General features: G+C 38.9%; 18 protein-coding genes. 2 read left to right on the plus strand and 16 right to left on the minus strand.

Going from position 1 to position 15,237, the window contains the following annotated elements:
* Positions 1-162: 162 nt before the first annotated feature.
* From HT711_RS05410 to tsaB, 15 genes are all read right to left on the minus strand, one after another.
* Positions 163-1,032, minus strand: a complete 870-nt coding sequence (locus tag HT711_RS05410) for an Rgg/GadR/MutR family transcriptional regulator (protein ID WP_173249809.1) — start codon at positions 1,030-1,032, stop codon at positions 163-165.
* A gap of 128 nt (positions 1,033-1,160) precedes the next feature.
* On the minus strand, positions 1,161-1,853 hold the full coding sequence (locus HT711_RS05415; RefSeq protein WP_173249810.1) for a methionine ABC transporter permease: 693 nt from the start codon (positions 1,851-1,853) through the stop codon (positions 1,161-1,163).
* Between the two features lies 1 nt (position 1,854).
* On the minus strand, positions 1,855-2,916 hold the full coding sequence (locus HT711_RS05420) for a methionine ABC transporter ATP-binding protein (protein ID WP_000085666.1): 1,062 nt from the start codon (positions 2,914-2,916) through the stop codon (positions 1,855-1,857).
* Positions 2,909-4,282 carry a M20/M25/M40 family metallo-hydrolase gene (locus HT711_RS05425; protein ID WP_173219465.1) on the minus strand — a complete coding sequence of 458 codons (1,374 nt, stop codon included), beginning with the start codon at positions 4,280-4,282 and terminating at the stop codon, positions 2,909-2,911. Before HT711_RS05425 ends, HT711_RS05420 begins: the two co-directional genes overlap by 8 nt.
* A 99-nt stretch (positions 4,283-4,381) precedes the next feature.
* Positions 4,382-5,236 carry a MetQ/NlpA family ABC transporter substrate-binding protein gene (locus HT711_RS05430; RefSeq protein WP_023948487.1) on the minus strand — a complete coding sequence of 285 codons (855 nt, stop codon included), beginning with the start codon at positions 5,234-5,236 and terminating at the stop codon, positions 4,382-4,384.
* Positions 5,237-5,389: 153 nt separating this feature from the next.
* Positions 5,390-6,220 carry an amino acid ABC transporter substrate-binding protein gene (locus HT711_RS05435; protein WP_049513066.1) on the minus strand — a complete coding sequence of 277 codons (831 nt, stop codon included), beginning with the start codon at positions 6,218-6,220 and terminating at the stop codon, positions 5,390-5,392.
* A 103-nt stretch (positions 6,221-6,323) separates the two neighbouring features.
* A complete protein-coding gene (locus tag HT711_RS05440; protein WP_000253947.1) occupies positions 6,324-6,647 on the minus strand; it encodes an AzlD domain-containing protein in 324 nt (107 codons plus the stop codon).
* Positions 6,637-7,332 carry an AzlC family ABC transporter permease gene (locus HT711_RS05445; protein WP_000659737.1) on the minus strand — a complete coding sequence of 232 codons (696 nt, stop codon included), beginning with the start codon at positions 7,330-7,332 and terminating at the stop codon, positions 6,637-6,639. Before HT711_RS05445 ends, HT711_RS05440 begins: the two co-directional genes overlap by 11 nt.
* Before the next feature lie 226 nt (positions 7,333-7,558).
* Complete coding sequence (locus HT711_RS05450; protein ID WP_000415011.1) at positions 7,559-7,843, minus strand: hypothetical protein; 285 nt, start codon at positions 7,841-7,843, stop codon at positions 7,559-7,561.
* A gap of 201 nt (positions 7,844-8,044) precedes the next feature.
* Complete coding sequence (locus HT711_RS05455) at positions 8,045-9,268, minus strand: hypothetical protein (protein ID WP_000603362.1); 1,224 nt, start codon at positions 9,266-9,268, stop codon at positions 8,045-8,047.
* Positions 9,249-10,211, minus strand: coding sequence for a ThiF family adenylyltransferase (locus HT711_RS05460; RefSeq protein WP_050271616.1), 963 nt, complete (start codon positions 10,209-10,211; stop codon positions 9,249-9,251). Before HT711_RS05460 ends, HT711_RS05455 begins: the two co-directional genes overlap by 20 nt.
* A 719-nt stretch (positions 10,212-10,930) precedes the next feature.
* Entirely contained in the window at positions 10,931-11,794 is an 864-nt protein-coding gene (locus HT711_RS05465) for an XRE/MutR family transcriptional regulator (protein ID WP_173213263.1), read from the minus strand.
* Between the two features lie 106 nt (positions 11,795-11,900).
* On the minus strand, positions 11,901-12,911 hold the full coding sequence (gene tsaD, locus HT711_RS05470) for a tRNA (adenosine(37)-N6)-threonylcarbamoyltransferase complex transferase subunit TsaD (RefSeq protein ID WP_173249811.1): 1,011 nt from the start codon (positions 12,909-12,911) through the stop codon (positions 11,901-11,903).
* Complete coding sequence (gene rimI / locus HT711_RS05475) at positions 12,901-13,338, minus strand: ribosomal protein S18-alanine N-acetyltransferase (RefSeq protein WP_112444512.1); 438 nt, start codon at positions 13,336-13,338, stop codon at positions 12,901-12,903. Before rimI ends, tsaD begins: the two co-directional genes overlap by 11 nt.
* Positions 13,335-14,018 carry a tRNA (adenosine(37)-N6)-threonylcarbamoyltransferase complex dimerization subunit type 1 TsaB gene (gene tsaB / locus HT711_RS05480; RefSeq protein ID WP_173219460.1) on the minus strand — a complete coding sequence of 228 codons (684 nt, stop codon included), beginning with the start codon at positions 14,016-14,018 and terminating at the stop codon, positions 13,335-13,337. Before tsaB ends, rimI begins: the two co-directional genes overlap by 4 nt.
* A 177-nt stretch (positions 14,019-14,195) precedes the next feature.
* Between tsaB and cibA the strand changes: the two genes are divergently transcribed.
* Together cibA and cibB are read left to right on the plus strand one after the other, a co-directional pair.
* The gene (cibA, locus tag HT711_RS05485) at positions 14,196-14,381 is read left to right on the plus strand and encodes a fratricide two-peptide bacteriocin subunit CibA (RefSeq protein ID WP_173219457.1); all 186 of its coding nucleotides are present in this window, start codon (positions 14,196-14,198) and stop codon (positions 14,379-14,381) included.
* A 1-nt stretch (position 14,382) separates the two neighbouring features.
* Complete coding sequence (gene cibB / locus HT711_RS05490) at positions 14,383-14,535, plus strand: fratricide two-peptide bacteriocin subunit CibB (protein WP_000974044.1); 153 nt, start codon at positions 14,383-14,385, stop codon at positions 14,533-14,535.
* A gap of 323 nt (positions 14,536-14,858) precedes the next feature.
* Here cibB and HT711_RS05495 read toward each other — a convergent pair whose 3' ends face one another.
* Positions 14,859-15,074 carry a hypothetical protein gene (locus HT711_RS05495; protein WP_173219454.1) on the minus strand — a complete coding sequence of 72 codons (216 nt, stop codon included), beginning with the start codon at positions 15,072-15,074 and terminating at the stop codon, positions 14,859-14,861.
* Positions 15,075-15,237: the final 163 nt, after the last annotated feature.

Here is a 15,237-nt window from a genome sequence, read left to right on the forward strand (position 1 = left end):
AAGAGTATTCTATTGAAACCAGTCTAACAAAAAAAGCGGGACTCCCCACTTTTTTGTAATATATTTTTTCTGAAAATAGAAACTCTAGCGCCTAGAAATTGCTAATTATCAATCCATCTACAAGCCTATTTATTTTTCGTCAATCGATGTAATGAGAATATATTACAAATCTTTATTTGAGAGCTGATTTGCAAAATAGTTTTCATAGTATCTTGCACCATCTACATACTCTAAATCTTGTAAGATTGTAATGCCTCTCTGGATTTTTTCAAGACCCTTATTTTCTACTTTAAAAATAGTATCATAATACCCTTTAGCAATCATATAAATAATTTTAAGATATGCTTCAGACTCTGGCAATTCTCGTTTTTCAATCTGAAAAACAAAATAGTCTGCTTTTAATTTATCCTTTTCCTCTATTGCTTTAAAGAGTCCATTAATCAAAATGGTATCAATACCAATTTTGTTACTAGGTAAGGAGCCTAATAAATCTGTCTTTTGTAGCATCTCCCTAGAATATTTAAAATAGAGGGGCAGAGGGAACAAAGTAGAAATCGTTGAAAATAATTCCAATTCATAATTTCCCCAGATATCAATAGTAAAAAAATAGTCATAGAGAAAAGTCAGTTCTTCATCCGTTGCCCTTATCTCTGAATCAAAAAACACGAGAAGGCTTTTGATACGAATCATTTGTAAAAGATAGCTTTTTTTAGCACTTGATCTATACTTTTGAGTCGTCTCTTCATATAAGGATTGGAGAGAATCAATCCCTTCTCTGTCATACAGCTCCCAGAGATTTTCCTGAAAAGCCAAAACCTGTTTCTGAGAAAAACCACGTACCAAGTACATAAATTCATTCAAATCAGAGTGGATGTTATCTAAGGCAGTAATCAATTTCATAGATGATAAGTCTGCTTCTCCACGCTCAAATTTGCTCAGCATGGAATAAGTAAACTCTCCTCCCGTCGCCTCCTGTAGGGATATATTCCGACTCTTTCTCAATTCTTTAAAAACTTCTCCCAGATTTTGCATATTGACTCCCCACAATTCTTAACTCTCTAACTCATAAAAGTAACGACTGATAGTAGCTAGTACAGAAAATTTTAAGTCTTGACTGTACGACAAATCCTGTGAATGATGTATAGATTACCTTGCACTTTTTATTTATGGCTCAATTTTTTGGTCAAGAAATCTCCCAAGAATTGGATTGCAAAGATAATCAAGATGATGATAATGGTTGCTAAGATTGTCACATCATGATTATAGCGGTTAAATCCATAAGCGATAGCTACGTTACCGATACCACCAGCACCAACCGCACCGGCCATAGCTGTTTCCCCAACAAGGGAAATCAAGGTCACAGTCGTCACACGGATCAAATCTGGAAGACCTTCTGATAGGTAAACACCCACGATGTCCCAAAAGGTCGCTCCGCTCGCTTGAGCCGCCTCAATGACACCACCATCCAATTCAGCCAAGACAACCTGCACCTGACGGGCAAAGAAGGCAAAGACCGCAAAAGATAGGGGTACGATAGCCGCATTTGGTCCGATACTTGTTCCTACGATTAGATGAGAGAAGGGTGACAAGACTGCCAAGAGAATAATAAATGGCACCGCACGGAAGATTGACGTGATCTTATCTAAAATCCAGAAGACGACCTTATTTTCCAAGACACCACCTGGTGCTGTCAAGACAAGGAAGAGACCTGCTACTAGCCCCAAGAACCCTCCAATGATAAAGGAAAGAACTGTCATACAGAGGGTTAGGTAGATGGCTGTTCCCCAGCCTGCTTGACCAGCCCAGCCCATTTTATAGACATTTGGCAAATAGGTTTGAATCAATGATTCCATCTTACTGTCCTCCCTTCAATACTTTTAGCTGTACGCCTGCTTGACGAATGGCTTCTTGAGCACCTGCTAGCGCTGCTTTTTCACCTGACAAGACTACAACCAATTCTCCAACAGGAGTGCCATCGAGGATTTCGATATTTCCATAAAGGATATTAGCTGTTACTTGGTAATGCTTGTATAATTCATTCAAAAGTGGCTCGTCTGTTGAAGCACCTGCATACTTGAGTTGCACTAAAAGGCTGTTTTCAGACAAGTGTTCCACGATTTCTTGCTTCTCAATCTTGACCATAGCTTCATCAATTCCTGTTGCTGTTGAGATAAAGTCCTGGGTCAAAGGTTGTTTAGGGTCTGAGAAGATTTCAAGGACACTGCCCTCTTCAATCAAATGCCCATCCTGCATAACTGCCACACGGTTGGCAATATCTTTGACAATCTGCATTTCATGCGTAATCAAGACAACAGTTAAGCCTAATTTTTGGTTCAAATCTTGCAACAAGGCCAAAATCTGCTTGGTTGTCTTCGGATCGAGGGCAGAAGTTGACTCATCTGAAATCAAGATTTTTGGATCATTGGCCAAGGCACGCGCAATAGCCACACGCTGTTTTTGCCCTCCAGATAGTTGTGAAGGGTAATTTTCAGCACGGTCTGCCAAGCCGACCAAGTCCAACAACTTAGCTACTTTAGCCTTCTTTTCTTCCTTGCTGAGTCCAGAGTGTTTGAGGGCAAAAGCCACATTCTCCTCTGCAGTCTTCTGACTCATCAGGTTAAAATGCTGGAAAATCATTCCGATATCTTGACGTTTACGACGCAACTGCTCTGCCGTCAAGGTCACCTTACCATCAAAAATCACATCGTCGTCAATGGTGATTTTCCCTGCAGATGGTTTTTGCAAGAGGTTAATCACCCGTACAAGGGTTGATTTCCCTGCTCCAGAATATCCAACGATTCCGTAGATATCCCCTTCTTGGATGTGAATGGTCACATCCTTGACCGCTGTGATGGTTCTCTTCTTTTGGTGAAAAGTCACATCGATCTGATCTAACTTGATAATATCTCTACTCATAGCTTCTAATCAGCTCCTCTACTAATTCAATATGGGTGTAATAATCGGCGATTCGCACATTTTCATCTCCACCATGGTCTCGGCTGTTGGCATTTCCTAGACCGAAGGCCACCATTGGCACCTCTAGGGCATCAAAGACCGTATGCATAGGCCCTGTCCCCGCTGTCGTCGGCAAGACTGAAACGCCCTGTGGATAGAATTTCTTGGCCAACTCGATTACGTTGAGAATGGCTGGTGCGCTCATATCGCTTCGATAGCTCATCTCTCCCAAGGTATAGTATAATTCTACCTTATCAAAGCCATTTTTGTCTAGCTGTTTCCGAATTTTTTCCAGAACATCATGTGGTTCTAGACCAGGAACCAAACGAACTTCTAACTTAGCACTGGCTTCTGCAGGTAATATCGTTTTAACCCCTTGTCCTTGGTAACCTGACTGAATCCCTTCGATATTAAGGGCTGGCTCGAAAAAGAAACGTTTCAGAAAGGCTGCACGGTCCTCTTGTAAGAGAGGCAATTCCAAACCATAAATCTGGCTGATTTCCCCTGGATTGCGTTGAGCATAGGTATCCACCAAGGCCAATTCCCGTTCATTCGGCTCTTGTACTTCTTCGTACAAGCCTTCAACCAAGATACGGCCATCTGCTGCACGAAGAGACTGTAAGGCTTGAAGGAGGTACCATGGAGCTGACTCCACAACACCACCATAACTAGAGTGGATATCGACATCAGCGCTTTTCACCCTGGCATCAAAGGTCACAATCCCCTTATTTCCACCAGAAATTTCTAGCTGTTCCAAGGCATTTTTGGTCCCTTGTTCCCAGACCAACAAATCTGCACCACGGAGTTTATCCGCATGTTTTTCCAGATACTTATCTAGGTCTGTTGAAGCCGATTCCTCCGCTCCCTCCATGATAAAACTGATATTGACAGGCAGGTCATCGTGGTGCTGCATGTATTTTCTCAAAGCACTCAAACGAGCTGTGATATGACCCTTGTCATCGTCAACCCCACGCCCATACATGAAGCCATTGCGCACCGAAAGCGTAAAGGGATCCTCTGTCCAGACCTGATCCCCGTCCGCTGGCACAGTGTCATAGTGGTTATAGAAAATCAAGGTTTTGGCATCTGGACGCGAACTCTTGAAATGCGCCATGACAAAAGGCGCCGTGTAAGTCTCATCAATCTCCACTTCAGCCCCAACACGCTTGAAAATCTCACCCAGATAGGTTGCGACTTCCTTGAGTCCCACCTGCTGGGCAAAGACTGATTTCTTAGAAATCAAGGTACGCAAAACCTCAAAATAATGCTGGGCTACATGATCCTTTTCAAATTTTTCAATTTGTTCTTGTTCACTAGGAAAAACCATATTCTCTCTACCTTTCTATGAACCTATAGTCTTCTTTACAATCCATGCTCTATACAAAAGCAAGAGGTGGAATTTTCTCTCCCACCTCCCTGTTTCTTATTACCAAACTGGTTGATCCAAACCGTCTGATGTTTCTTCGATAACTTTTTTCACGTCATCTGTGTGGTAAGCTGCGATCACTTTCTTGATAGCATCAGCTTTTGGTGATGTTTCCCAATCTTTTTTCGCAACGATAATGTTGTACCATTGTTTTGAATTTTCATCAGCTTGTTCTTTGAAAAGTGCTTTCTTGTAGTCCAATTTTGCTTCTGTAACGAAGGTATTGTTTACAACGGCAGCGTCAACTGATGACAATGAACGAGCTGTTTGGCTAGCGTCCAATTCAGTGATTTTCAAGTTCTTTGGATTTTCTTTGATGTTAGCAACTGTTGCAAGAGCAGTTCCTGAAACGTCCAATTTAATCAAGCCAGCTGATTGAAGCAAGTAAAGCGCACGGCTTTCGTTTGTAGCATCGTTTGGTACAGCGATTTCTCCGTTTGCTGGGATGTCTTCTACTTTAGTGTACTTGTTGTCACTTCCATTCAAACCTGAGTAAAGGCGGATTGGAGAGATGTAAGTATCAGCAATCGCTACAAGGTCTTTCCCGTTTTCCTTGTTCCAGTTGTTCAAGAAGTTGTAGTGTTGGAAAGCGTTCAAGTCTACTTCGCCGTCAGCAGTTGCCTTGTTTGGTTGTGAGTAGTCTGTGAACTCTGTAAATTCCAAGGTAATTCCGTCTTTTTTAACCAATTCTTGGACCTTATCCCAACGCGCTTCTTCAGAACCGCTACGGTTAACAGTTGCGATTTTAATAGTTGTTGCATTGTCTGCTTTCTTTTCTGAGTTTCCGCAAGCTGCAAGAGCCAAACCTGCGACTGTAGCAAGGGCTGCTACACCAAGCCATTTTTTAATTTTCATGATTCTTTCTCCTTAAAAATAATACCGTACTAGTATCTCATACTTTGTTCAATTGCACAAATTGTTATTAGATAGTCAGATATATAGTTTAAAACTATATATCTAAAAACTGAGAAATCACCCATCTTACTCAGAATGGATGACTTCAAGAAATTATTTAATATCAGCTTCTGCCGGTAGGTAAGTGTCTCCGAAGAATTGTTTAGACAATTTTTCAAGCGTTCCGTCTTTATAGAGTTCTTTGATGCGTTTGTCTACAAATGATTTCAACTCATCTTGACCTTGAGCAAGAAGTGGGTAAACGTACGGTTGTTGGTCGCTTGGAAGTTCAATGACTTTCAAGTTGTCCAAACCTTGGTTCTTAATGACTGTTTCAACACCGATTTTATCAAAAATTTTATAGTCAAATTGGCCATCGCTCAAACGTACCATGATTTGTTGGAAGTCTGCCTTAGTATAGTTAAGGATAGTTGGGTTGTCCGGGTGTTCAGCGTTGTATGCTTCTAACTGCTTAGCTGATGTAGTGGCTTGAACGACTTCCGTCGATTTTCCACCGATATCAGCGAGAGACTTGATACTAGAGTCATCTTTCTTCACTACAAGGACATTAGGGTTTTGGGCAATTGGTGCGGCATAGAGGTATTTCTCCGCACGTTCTTTAGTGTAGCTCAGATTGTTGACAGCCATATTGTAACGGTCAGCGTCAAGACCAGCAAATACACCTGACCATTCTGTCTTTTCAAACTTGACATCATATTTGTCAGAATCTTTAAAGATAGCGCGAACGACTTCAATCTCGTAACCAGTCAATTCACCATTTTCTTCATAGATAAATGGTTTTGGCGAGCCATTGGTTGCAACGATGATTTCTTTCTTGCTAGCTGCTTCTCCTTCTTTCTTAGCACCACCTGAACAAGCCGCAAGCACACCTGCAGCAATAAGCCCTAGAGCAGCAAGAGATGAGTATTTAACGATTTTTTTCATGTCATTTCCTCCAAAATAGAATACCTTATAATCTTAACAGAAAAAGACTATTTACGCCATTATATGATATCTATCTCTGTGATAAGTTTTCTTTATGGCTGATTTAAAAGACCAAACGCAAGATGGCAATCAAGACTACTCCGAAGAGAACCGTTCCGACTAGATTACGGTAGCGAAAGGCTATCCAAGCCGTCGGAAATACTGCTAAGAAGTCCAGCCATTTGATTTGAGGAAGGTTCCCAACCTTGCCTGTCACTACGCTTGAAAGAATCAAGGCAAAGATAATAGAAACGGGCAAGAACTTCAAAAAACGCTCAACGATTGCAGGCAAACCCTTATACTTGACCAAGATGAAGGGAATCATACGGGGAATCCAGGTCACCAAGCCAGAGAAGAGAACTGCTAATAAAAGATACTTACTGACCATCTAAAACCACCCCCATTGTACAACCAAGTAGCGTCGCAAACAGAACAGCTAGTGACTGAGACACCACTGTCAAGAGCAAAAAGAAGGACACCGCAACAACTGCTAGAATAATAAGCAGATTGCGGACAGGAATCCGTCTTTGCATAATCTGGAATTGCGAAGCAAAAATCCCAATGAACATCCCAACCAGGGCAAAATCCAAGCCAAAGATTTCTGGATTTGGCAGCAGACCACCCAGAGCCGTTCCAACCACTGTTCCCACAAACCAAGCCACATAGCTATTGAGGTTGTTTCCGTGCATCCACATAGGATTGACCTTGTCTGTATGGGCTAACTCGCCCATCAAAACGCCATAAGTCTCATCTGTCAAGATGCTAGACATACCGATATTGTGCCAGAGACTAGTATGACGAAAATAGGTCGACGCATGCAAACTCAACAAAAAGAGACGCAAATTGATCAAAAAGACCGTCATCGCAATAGCTGCTACAGGTGCTTGAACCGCAATCAGTGCCAGCATGGCAAACTGGGCACTCCCAGCATAAACAAAGAGGCTCATCAAGCCCATCTCCACAGGTGTCACATAGGGCGCACCAATAATCCCACAGGCCAGGCCGATACTGACATAACCAAGTGCCGTTGGCATAGCTGCCTGCGCCCCCTCCCAAAATCCTTTTTCTTTCATCTTTCTCCTCATATTGTCTTAATAAATGGGCTGAAAAGGCTCCAGCCACAGCATGGACTATTATAACATATTCAGGAAAGAGAAAAAAGTCTGCTGATTGTAATCAGACAGACTCCATTTTATTCTATAGTATCAAAAACAAGACTTGGTTTGGCATTGAAATCCAAGTCTTGCTCATATTCAGATTCATCCATTATGCGATGCTCATGCCGTATTTTATAATGAATCATATTTTAAAAATACCAGACCACACTACTCCCTGCTTATATTTAGCTTCTTTCTTTTGGACAAATTTTGCCAAATCCAATAACTCTGTCGGTGGTTCACCTTTAAAGCCCAATAATTCTTTAGAGACGGCAAATGAGAGACGTACAGCTAGCAAATCTTCACTAGTACTAGAGAACTGTTTTGCTGTTTCCAGCAATTGCTTCCTAAATTCTTCCGTCAAGCTAATTTCTTTATTATTGTACAGGGAATGAATTAAAATTTGTAACTGACTCTGTTTTTCCATCGTTTACCTCATTTTATCTAGGACGCCAAGGACCATATTTAGCCCAACCATCCACCATAACATTTACAGTGTGTTCCAAATTAGAAATATATTGTACAGACTTCCAGTTGCTAGGTGAAATTTCGTTTCTTTCATGGACACCTCTAAAAATTTTTAGAAGTTCTTTTCAAATAATCATGCAACATTCATATAAAATAAATTTTAACAATTAGTATCATTCTTTTTGAAAAAATTACAAATAACTAATAAATAAATTCCTATAGATAGTGTAAATCCATTTATTAAAATACCCAAAATTTTTATATCTGTATAAAATTGAGGAATAATCAAAAATAGAATGGCAAATAAAGCATATAAACTTGAATTAGTCGAATATATCAATCCCATAGTGTCGTATCTATACTCTGAGTAAATCATTTTTTCAAACATATTTCCTGATATACCTATTAAAATAAATGCTAAAAAAAATAACAACAACTTTATTAACGGAAATGGAGTAATAAATACTAGCATGAGTGCTAATCCAGATACAGTATAATCAATAAAGAAAAACATTTTATACGGAATTCCCACTCTAGGAGCCAAAATTGCTCCTATCAAATCGGCAAATCTTTGAGCTCCTAGTACCAATCCCAAATATTGAATAGGTATGCCTTCTGATAAAAGATACAGTGGCATTAAAGTTAAAAGTAGATCTGTACCCCCACTTAAAATTGACTCTGTAACTACTATAAAAGAGGCAAATTTTGATTCTCGAAAAGCAGAAACAGTTTCCAAAAATTGGAAAGAAGAATTACTTTCCAAATCTACCTTTTCAGGTCGAACACTTTTAGTATTGTTTTTGGAACCGGGCAATCTGATTTTAATCATAAAATAAATAGCAGCCACAAAAAACGGAATACTTAAATTAAAAACAACAAAATAAGATAGAAGCCCTAATAGTAGAGATGCAGTTAAATTACTAATAATATCTAACACATTTGATGCCAAGTATTGAACATCTATCGATTTCTTTATTAGCATGTCATCATTATTTAAAGTTTCTGGAACAATTTTCATCTGCAGTGTATTTAATAAATTAGTTGATAATGCGAACAAAAAATTCAATACATAGATATACACAACACGAAAATGATACCTTAAACACAGAATTGTAATCACAATTATAATAAACTGGAGAATCTGGAAAATCACTAGCCAAATTTTATCTCTCTGAATTTTATTTATAAAACTTCCATAAAAAACAGCAAGCAAATTTGGGATAAAACCAATTAGAGTAAATAGAGATAACTGTCCTGCCTCAATATGATATACACTTACTAACCCTATCGATAAAGCAATAAAGTAAAAACTATCTGCAATATTCCTAGACGATCTACCTAATATTAAATTTATAAAATTTTGGCTAAATTTTCTTAATATCATGCTTATAAACCTCAAAATTCATGCAATCGATTTGAATATAATCCGTTAAATTCAATAATCCTGTTAAAGTATCTAATACTTTATAAGATATGATTGATGCAGCCATATATGATATTGGAGAAATAACACTATACGGTATTCTACTATCCAAAACATGATCATCTGTTATCATAAAGTCCCTATAAAACTCCCTCAATGAAATAGTTTTGCCCGGAATAATATGTAGGTAGTTTATTACCGTAGATGCATATGAGCCAACAATAATAGGTCTCGTATATTTATGAGCTAAATCATCAAACCAGTAGTCTATCTCTATTCTAGGAGTATCTGCACAGCATAAAGCAATGTCAAAATTATAATCTTTAAAAATAGTTTCTAAGTCATTCTGACACTCTAACTTCCTATAAATAGTTGTCACATTTGAATCAGAAATCTCTTGAATATGCTGTTTTATTATGTCTATTTTTAGCTTACCAATATCAGATTTCTTAAAGGATGTTTGTCTAGTAAGATTTGACTCTTCCACAATGTCAAAATCTACTAATATGAAATTACCTATACCTAGACGAGCTAAAATTTCGACTGTTGTTGATCCAATACCCCCTACACCAACAATTAAAACTGTTGAATTTAATAATCTATCCTGATACTTACTAGGGTCTAAATTTTCTGACAAATCAACCCACTCAAAGAAATTAATATTTCGGGAATATTTGGAATTATCATATTGATTACTAGTCACTAATCCCATAGATATCATCGACTCAACAACTTGTTTTTCTCCATTAGACAACAATTTTATATCAATGTCATTATCTAATTTTTTTATTAAATTGATGTTCTCTTCATTAAAATCAATCTCCCTTACAAGAGAAGCATTACCAAAACCAAATTTTATTTTATCTTTAAATATATACGGTTGAAGAGTTCTCTTTATTCTCATTTAGATCCTCCTAATCAAAAACTATTAAAAGATAAACAACAAATAGGAGTTTGGAAAATATTTTCCTAAACTCCAAAATTATAAATACGAATACAACTCATTTATAATTTCTATCCATATAATAAATTAAAATACAAAAAACTTATCGACTTCTAAAATTCAGTTAAAATCTTAATAGCATGCAGATATTAACTTTTAAACATTATGAATATCATCATTCTTCACAATTATTAAGATTTAAGATTTTTTGTATAATATCCGTTGCATTTGCAGCAAAATATATATTAATTAGAATTTTTGTCGTATATGTTTATCTTGATTTCAATCCACTATATCTAATCCAAAGTTTATCTTTTCTATCCTATAGATTGCTATTATTTAACTAACGGCCACCTAAACGATGCCCTTGAAATGAATATGGTACAGCAGACATTGTTTCTCCTCCAATTATTTTTCTTTGTAAACCACTTATGCGACCTAGGATTTGCTTCAAGTACTTTACAAGAACACTATAACACGAAAATTGGCGTATTTGAGAAAATCGCATATTTGATATTTTTTCTTATAGAAATTTCTGATTTGCGATTTTAGTGGATTTGATTATTTCACTGGTATAATAAAGTTACTACTAACAAGGAGGGATATAATGATGAAAAAAAGAAAAATCCAACTGATACTCCTGCTTATTTCGGAGTGGGTTATCGTCTTCCCGTTTCTAATCAATCGATAAGTTCTTTGTATTGCTGAAAACGCAATTCGAATAGAGCTGTTAATTGTGGATTTTCTAATACTTGCAGAGATTGGATAAAGTGTTCAATCTCTTTTTGATTGCTTCCTTTAGTTTGAAGAAAGACACTCATTTTCTTTAAAAATTGCCACGATACTTTCTCAAAAACATCGTACGGACGCAACATGCTCTCCAATTCGGCTTCGAAGATTGGGATGTAGGAGAAAAGTTTTCGCTCCATGAGCTCTGATAAGATATTTAAGAGTCCTTGCTTCATATACAATCGATTGTGTACTAACTCTTTAAATTCCTTGGATTTTTCAAGCAAAGAGGTTGATAAAAAAATCAGATCTTGATTGCTCAAGAAGGGCATGGTATTACAAAAGAGATAGAGTTCAAACCAAGTCCAAGACTCAATAGCATAGAGATAAGTAGTCAAAAACTCCCTATCCTCCTCTGTTAGCAGATAGCTCTTATTTAAGGAATGAATAGCATTTTTAATCACAATGGCATTCAAACAACGATAGGTCTCTGCCATCTGTCCTTGCTCGACTTCCTCCAACAGTTGCTCTAAGCCAGCTATATCTTGATGGGCAAAGCGATCCACAACCCTCCTACCAATCTTCATATGTGGAGATTCTTGATAGTTATTGAGCTTATGACCAAACTCATCAAAATTCATATTGATTCCTTGAATAGCTAGGATTAGCTTGTCCGCAGATAGCATAGACTGCCCTAGTTCAAACTTGGACAGCTGAGAAGCTGTTAGTCCAGCACAAGCCACATCTGACTGCTTGAGCTTTCTAGCCAAGCGCAACTCCTTGTAAAATTCTCCCAATTCCATTCTCTCGATCATCTTACCACCTCCTAGCTTTTGCATATTATATCATTATTTTTATAGTTTTGTCAAAATATTCTGACACTTTGGTGATTAAAAAAGCCAGCCTTAAGCTGACTCCATTTTATTCCATCGTATCAAAAGCGAGACTTGGTTTGGCATTGAGATCCAAGCCTGCGAAGTTTTCTTTGTTCCACTCGCTGACGCTGGCATAGGCAACCATTCCTGCATTGTCTCCGCAAAGACGCAGAGGTGGGATGATAACCTTGACATCTGTGATTTCAGTTGCTAGGCGTTCTCTGAGGCCTTTATTGGCTGCCACACCACCTGCCACGACAAGGGTTTTAACAGGGTATTTCTCCAAAGCCTTCTTAGTTTTTGCCATAAGAATATCCAAGACAGCTGCTTGGAAGGAAGCACACAAATCCTCTGTGGACAAGCTTTCTCCCTTTTGCTCTGCATTATGGTGAAGATTGATAAAGGCAGATTTCAAACCAGAGAATGAAAACTCCAGATTATCTTCCTTAATCATGGCACGAGGAAAGTCATAAATATCCTGCCCCTGATGGGCTAGCTCGTCAATCTCGCGACCGGCAGGATAGGTCAAGCCCATGACACGGCCAACCTTATCATAGGCCTCGCCAACCGCGTCATCTCGCGTTTCCCCAACAATCTTGTAGTCACCAGCCTCCGAAACATAAACCAACTCTGTGTGTCCACCACTGACTAAAAGGGCTAGCAAGGGAAACTCCAAAGGCTCCACACTCTGAGCTGCCATGAGGTGCCCAGCCATGTGATTAACAGGAATCAGTGGAAGTCCGTGAGCCCAAGCAAAGGCCTTGGCAGCTGACAAACCAACTAGCAAGGCTCCGACCAAGCCTGGTCCGTAGGTAACCGCAACAGCTGTCACATCCTCTTCGGTAATCCCTGCTTCTGCCAGAGCCTCCTCGATACAGGCTGTAATGACCTCGACATGGTGACGACTGGCTACTTCAGGCACTACGCCCCCGAAACGTTTGTGACTCTCAATTTGACTAGCAATGACATTGGACAAGAGCTCATCGTCGTTTTTCAAGACGGCGACACTGGTCTCATCACAGGATGTCTCAAATGCTAAAATATATCTATCCTTCATCTATTTCTCTCTTCATGATGATGGCGTCCTCGACTGGATCATGGTAGTAGGCCTTTCTCTCAGCGATGACCGCCATCTTTTCTTTCTTGTAAAATGCTTGCGCTCGTTGGTTTGACTTTCTGACTTCGAGGAAAATCTCTTTGTCTGTCGGCAATTGAGCAAACAAGGCTGACGCAATTCCCTGACCCTGATAGGCTCCTTTAACAGCGATTTGCAAGACTTCTGCCTCAAAGATATTTTCCTGAACAGCTAGAAAGCCAATCACTTCTGCCCCATCATAAGCCAGAGCATACCAAGTCTGATCTTGGGACAGGTCTGCTTGGATTTGTTCCAGAGTCCAAGGACTGACTGGGTAAACAACTGCCATGACAGCGTAGATAGCTTGAGCCAGATCAGGTTGCTGTTGGATTCGTCTGATTTCAATCATAGGCGTTTAATGTAAGACTCGCCAGACTCGGTGTGGTTCTTGAGCCAGTTTTCCTCAGCCTCGACTCGTTTGAGGTAATTCGGCACAAAATCATGCAAGGAGTCTGCTTCCTTGTCCCAGGCCCAGAGAGCTAGATTAGCTGCATTAGGCAATGTTTCTTTATAATTAGTCCTTGGCAAGTGTTCTTGAATCTGCTCCACAAAGGGGACAACTTCTCCGACAAAGGTTACCTGACTAGCACCCTTGATTAGCTCAATCACTCGCTCAAAGGGCAGGTGAGCTTCTGGCATGACAGGTTTAGCATTTTCATAAAATCCTGCGTAAACATTGTTGCGACGCGCATCCATCAAAGGGACGAACAAGCCTTCTTGTTGGTAGGGCACCAGAGCCAAGAGGCTAGACATACCAACCAACTCGATGTTCAGAGTGTGAGCCAAAGTTTTGGCAGTTGCTACCGCAATTCGCAAGCCTGTGTAGCTACCTGGCCCTTCCGCCACCACGATTCGGTCCAAATCCTTGGGCGTCCAGTCCAAACTTGCCATCAAAAAATCGATGGCAGGCATAAGGGTAATACTGTGATTTTTCTTAATATTAATCGTCGTCTCGGCAAGAACCTGCTTGTCCTCTAAAATAGCGAGAGAAAGAGCCTTGCTAGACGTATCAAAAGCTAATACTTTCATAACACATTCCTATCTTTTTGTCTGCTTACTATTATACTACAAAAGCTGGCACATGGGAATTTTCTTTATCCCCAAACAAAAATGCCTATACTTAGCTAAAAAATAATTTAAAAAATGTTCGCTTTTCCTTTTCTTTTCCGAATATAAAAGTGAACAAGAAAAAAGGAGGAAAGTTCAATGACAAATTTTGACGTTCTTGACAATCAATTTTTATCCCTATCTGAAAATGAATTATCAGATATTGATGGCGGTCTCGCTCCCTTGATTATCTTTGGAGTAGCAGTATCTTGGAAAGCTATTGCAGGCGGAACAGCACTTATAGGTTCTGGTTTGGCAGCTGGTTATTTTTTAGGAGGAGATTAATATGATGAAAGATTTGAACAACTATTGTGAAATTTCTAATAAGGAATTGCAAGAAATAAAGGGTGGTTTTGGTGTAGGTGTTGGTATCGCTTTATTTATGGCAGGTTATACCATTGGAAAAGACCTTCGTAAAAAATTTGGTAAGTCATGCTAAATAAAAAACACATTTTTAGAAAGATAAATTTTATTATCTTTATCTCTTACAGTTTGCTCAGCATTCTCAATGATTTAAACATGACTACTATCCCTTTACCAATTGATTTATCTGTTTGTATTGTTTTATTTTTATGCTTCAACTCTATTTTTGAACAGAAGAATCATTAACATAAAACTAATAAGCTATGAAAATTCGATTGTCATGTCATTTTAGAAAAATGCAAAGACCACCTCATCTTGATAGATGGGGTGGAATTTTCGTGTCGTAAATCTACTATCACTATATCCCCAAACAAAAATGCCCCAGCATAAGCAGAGCATCTAAGCATTTAATCCAAAGTAAAATACAAACCAAACGACATAGGTTACGAGGAGGAGAAAAAGCGAGTAGAGAGTCATAAAACTAATCTTCCACAAGAACTTGCTTTGTCGTCGTTCCAGTTTGGCAAATAGAAGATTCCCTCCATAAACGCAAGCAACAAAAACAATAAAAGCTACCAAGCGAGCTCCGATAGCAATAGCAAATAAGTTATACATAGGGCAACCTCCTTGACTTAAAAACTATATGGAATTATGACAAACAATAAATTCCACTTCTGTTATCAATATAACACATTTTCTTCGTTTTTGCAAGCGCTTACTAAAGGAATTATCCCATGACTTTCTCGTTTCCGTCTTTTACTAATTTTTCATTTTGTGG

Origin of the sequence: Streptococcus sp. 1032, from assembly GCF_013277015.1 — a bacterium.
Classification (GTDB): Bacteria; Bacillota; Bacilli; order Lactobacillales; family Streptococcaceae; genus Streptococcus.

Bases quoted from the DNA above. Each gene is read 5' to 3' on its own strand.
- HT711_RS05425 (WP_173219465.1), bottom strand. From the start codon at position 4,282: ATGGTTTTTCCTAGTGAACAAGAACAAATTGAAAAATTTGAAAAGGAT.
- cibA (WP_173219457.1), top strand. From the start codon at position 14,196: ATGACAAATTTTGACGTTCTTGACAATCAATTTTTATCCCTATCTGAA.
- cibB (WP_000974044.1), top strand. From the start codon at position 14,383: ATGATGAAAGATTTGAACAACTATTGTGAAATTTCTAATAAGGAATTG.
- tsaD (WP_173249811.1), bottom strand. From the start codon at position 12,911: ATGAAGGATAGATATATTTTAGCATTTGAGACATCCTGTGATGAGACC.
- HT711_RS05495 (WP_173219454.1), bottom strand. From the start codon at position 15,074: ATGTATAACTTATTTGCTATTGCTATCGGAGCTCGCTTGGTAGCTTTT.
- HT711_RS05450 (WP_000415011.1), bottom strand. From the start codon at position 7,843: ATGGAAAAACAGAGTCAGTTACAAATTTTAATTCATTCCCTGTACAAT.
- HT711_RS05445 (WP_000659737.1), bottom strand. From the start codon at position 7,332: ATGAAAGAAAAAGGATTTTGGGAGGGGGCGCAGGCAGCTATGCCAACG.
- HT711_RS05435 (WP_049513066.1), bottom strand. From the start codon at position 6,220: ATGAAAAAAATCGTTAAATACTCATCTCTTGCTGCTCTAGGGCTTATT.
- HT711_RS05415 (WP_173249810.1), bottom strand. From the start codon at position 1,853: ATGGAATCATTGATTCAAACCTATTTGCCAAATGTCTATAAAATGGGC.
- HT711_RS05455 (WP_000603362.1), bottom strand. From the start codon at position 9,268: ATGATATTAAGAAAATTTAGCCAAAATTTTATAAATTTAATATTAGGT.
- rimI (WP_112444512.1), bottom strand. From the start codon at position 13,338: ATGATTGAAATCAGACGAATCCAACAGCAACCTGATCTGGCTCAAGCT.
- HT711_RS05460 (WP_050271616.1), bottom strand. From the start codon at position 10,211: ATGAGAATAAAGAGAACTCTTCAACCGTATATATTTAAAGATAAAATA.
- HT711_RS05430 (WP_023948487.1), bottom strand. From the start codon at position 5,236: ATGAAAATTAAAAAATGGCTTGGTGTAGCAGCCCTTGCTACAGTCGCA.
- HT711_RS05465 (WP_173213263.1), bottom strand. From the start codon at position 11,794: ATGATCGAGAGAATGGAATTGGGAGAATTTTACAAGGAGTTGCGCTTG.
- HT711_RS05440 (WP_000253947.1), bottom strand. From the start codon at position 6,647: ATGGTCAGTAAGTATCTTTTATTAGCAGTTCTCTTCTCTGGCTTGGTG.
- HT711_RS05410 (WP_173249809.1), bottom strand. From the start codon at position 1,032: ATGCAAAATCTGGGAGAAGTTTTTAAAGAATTGAGAAAGAGTCGGAAT.
- tsaB (WP_173219460.1), bottom strand. From the start codon at position 14,018: ATGAAAGTATTAGCTTTTGATACGTCTAGCAAGGCTCTTTCTCTCGCT.
- HT711_RS05420 (WP_000085666.1), bottom strand. From the start codon at position 2,916: ATGAGTAGAGATATTATCAAGTTAGATCAGATCGATGTGACTTTTCAC.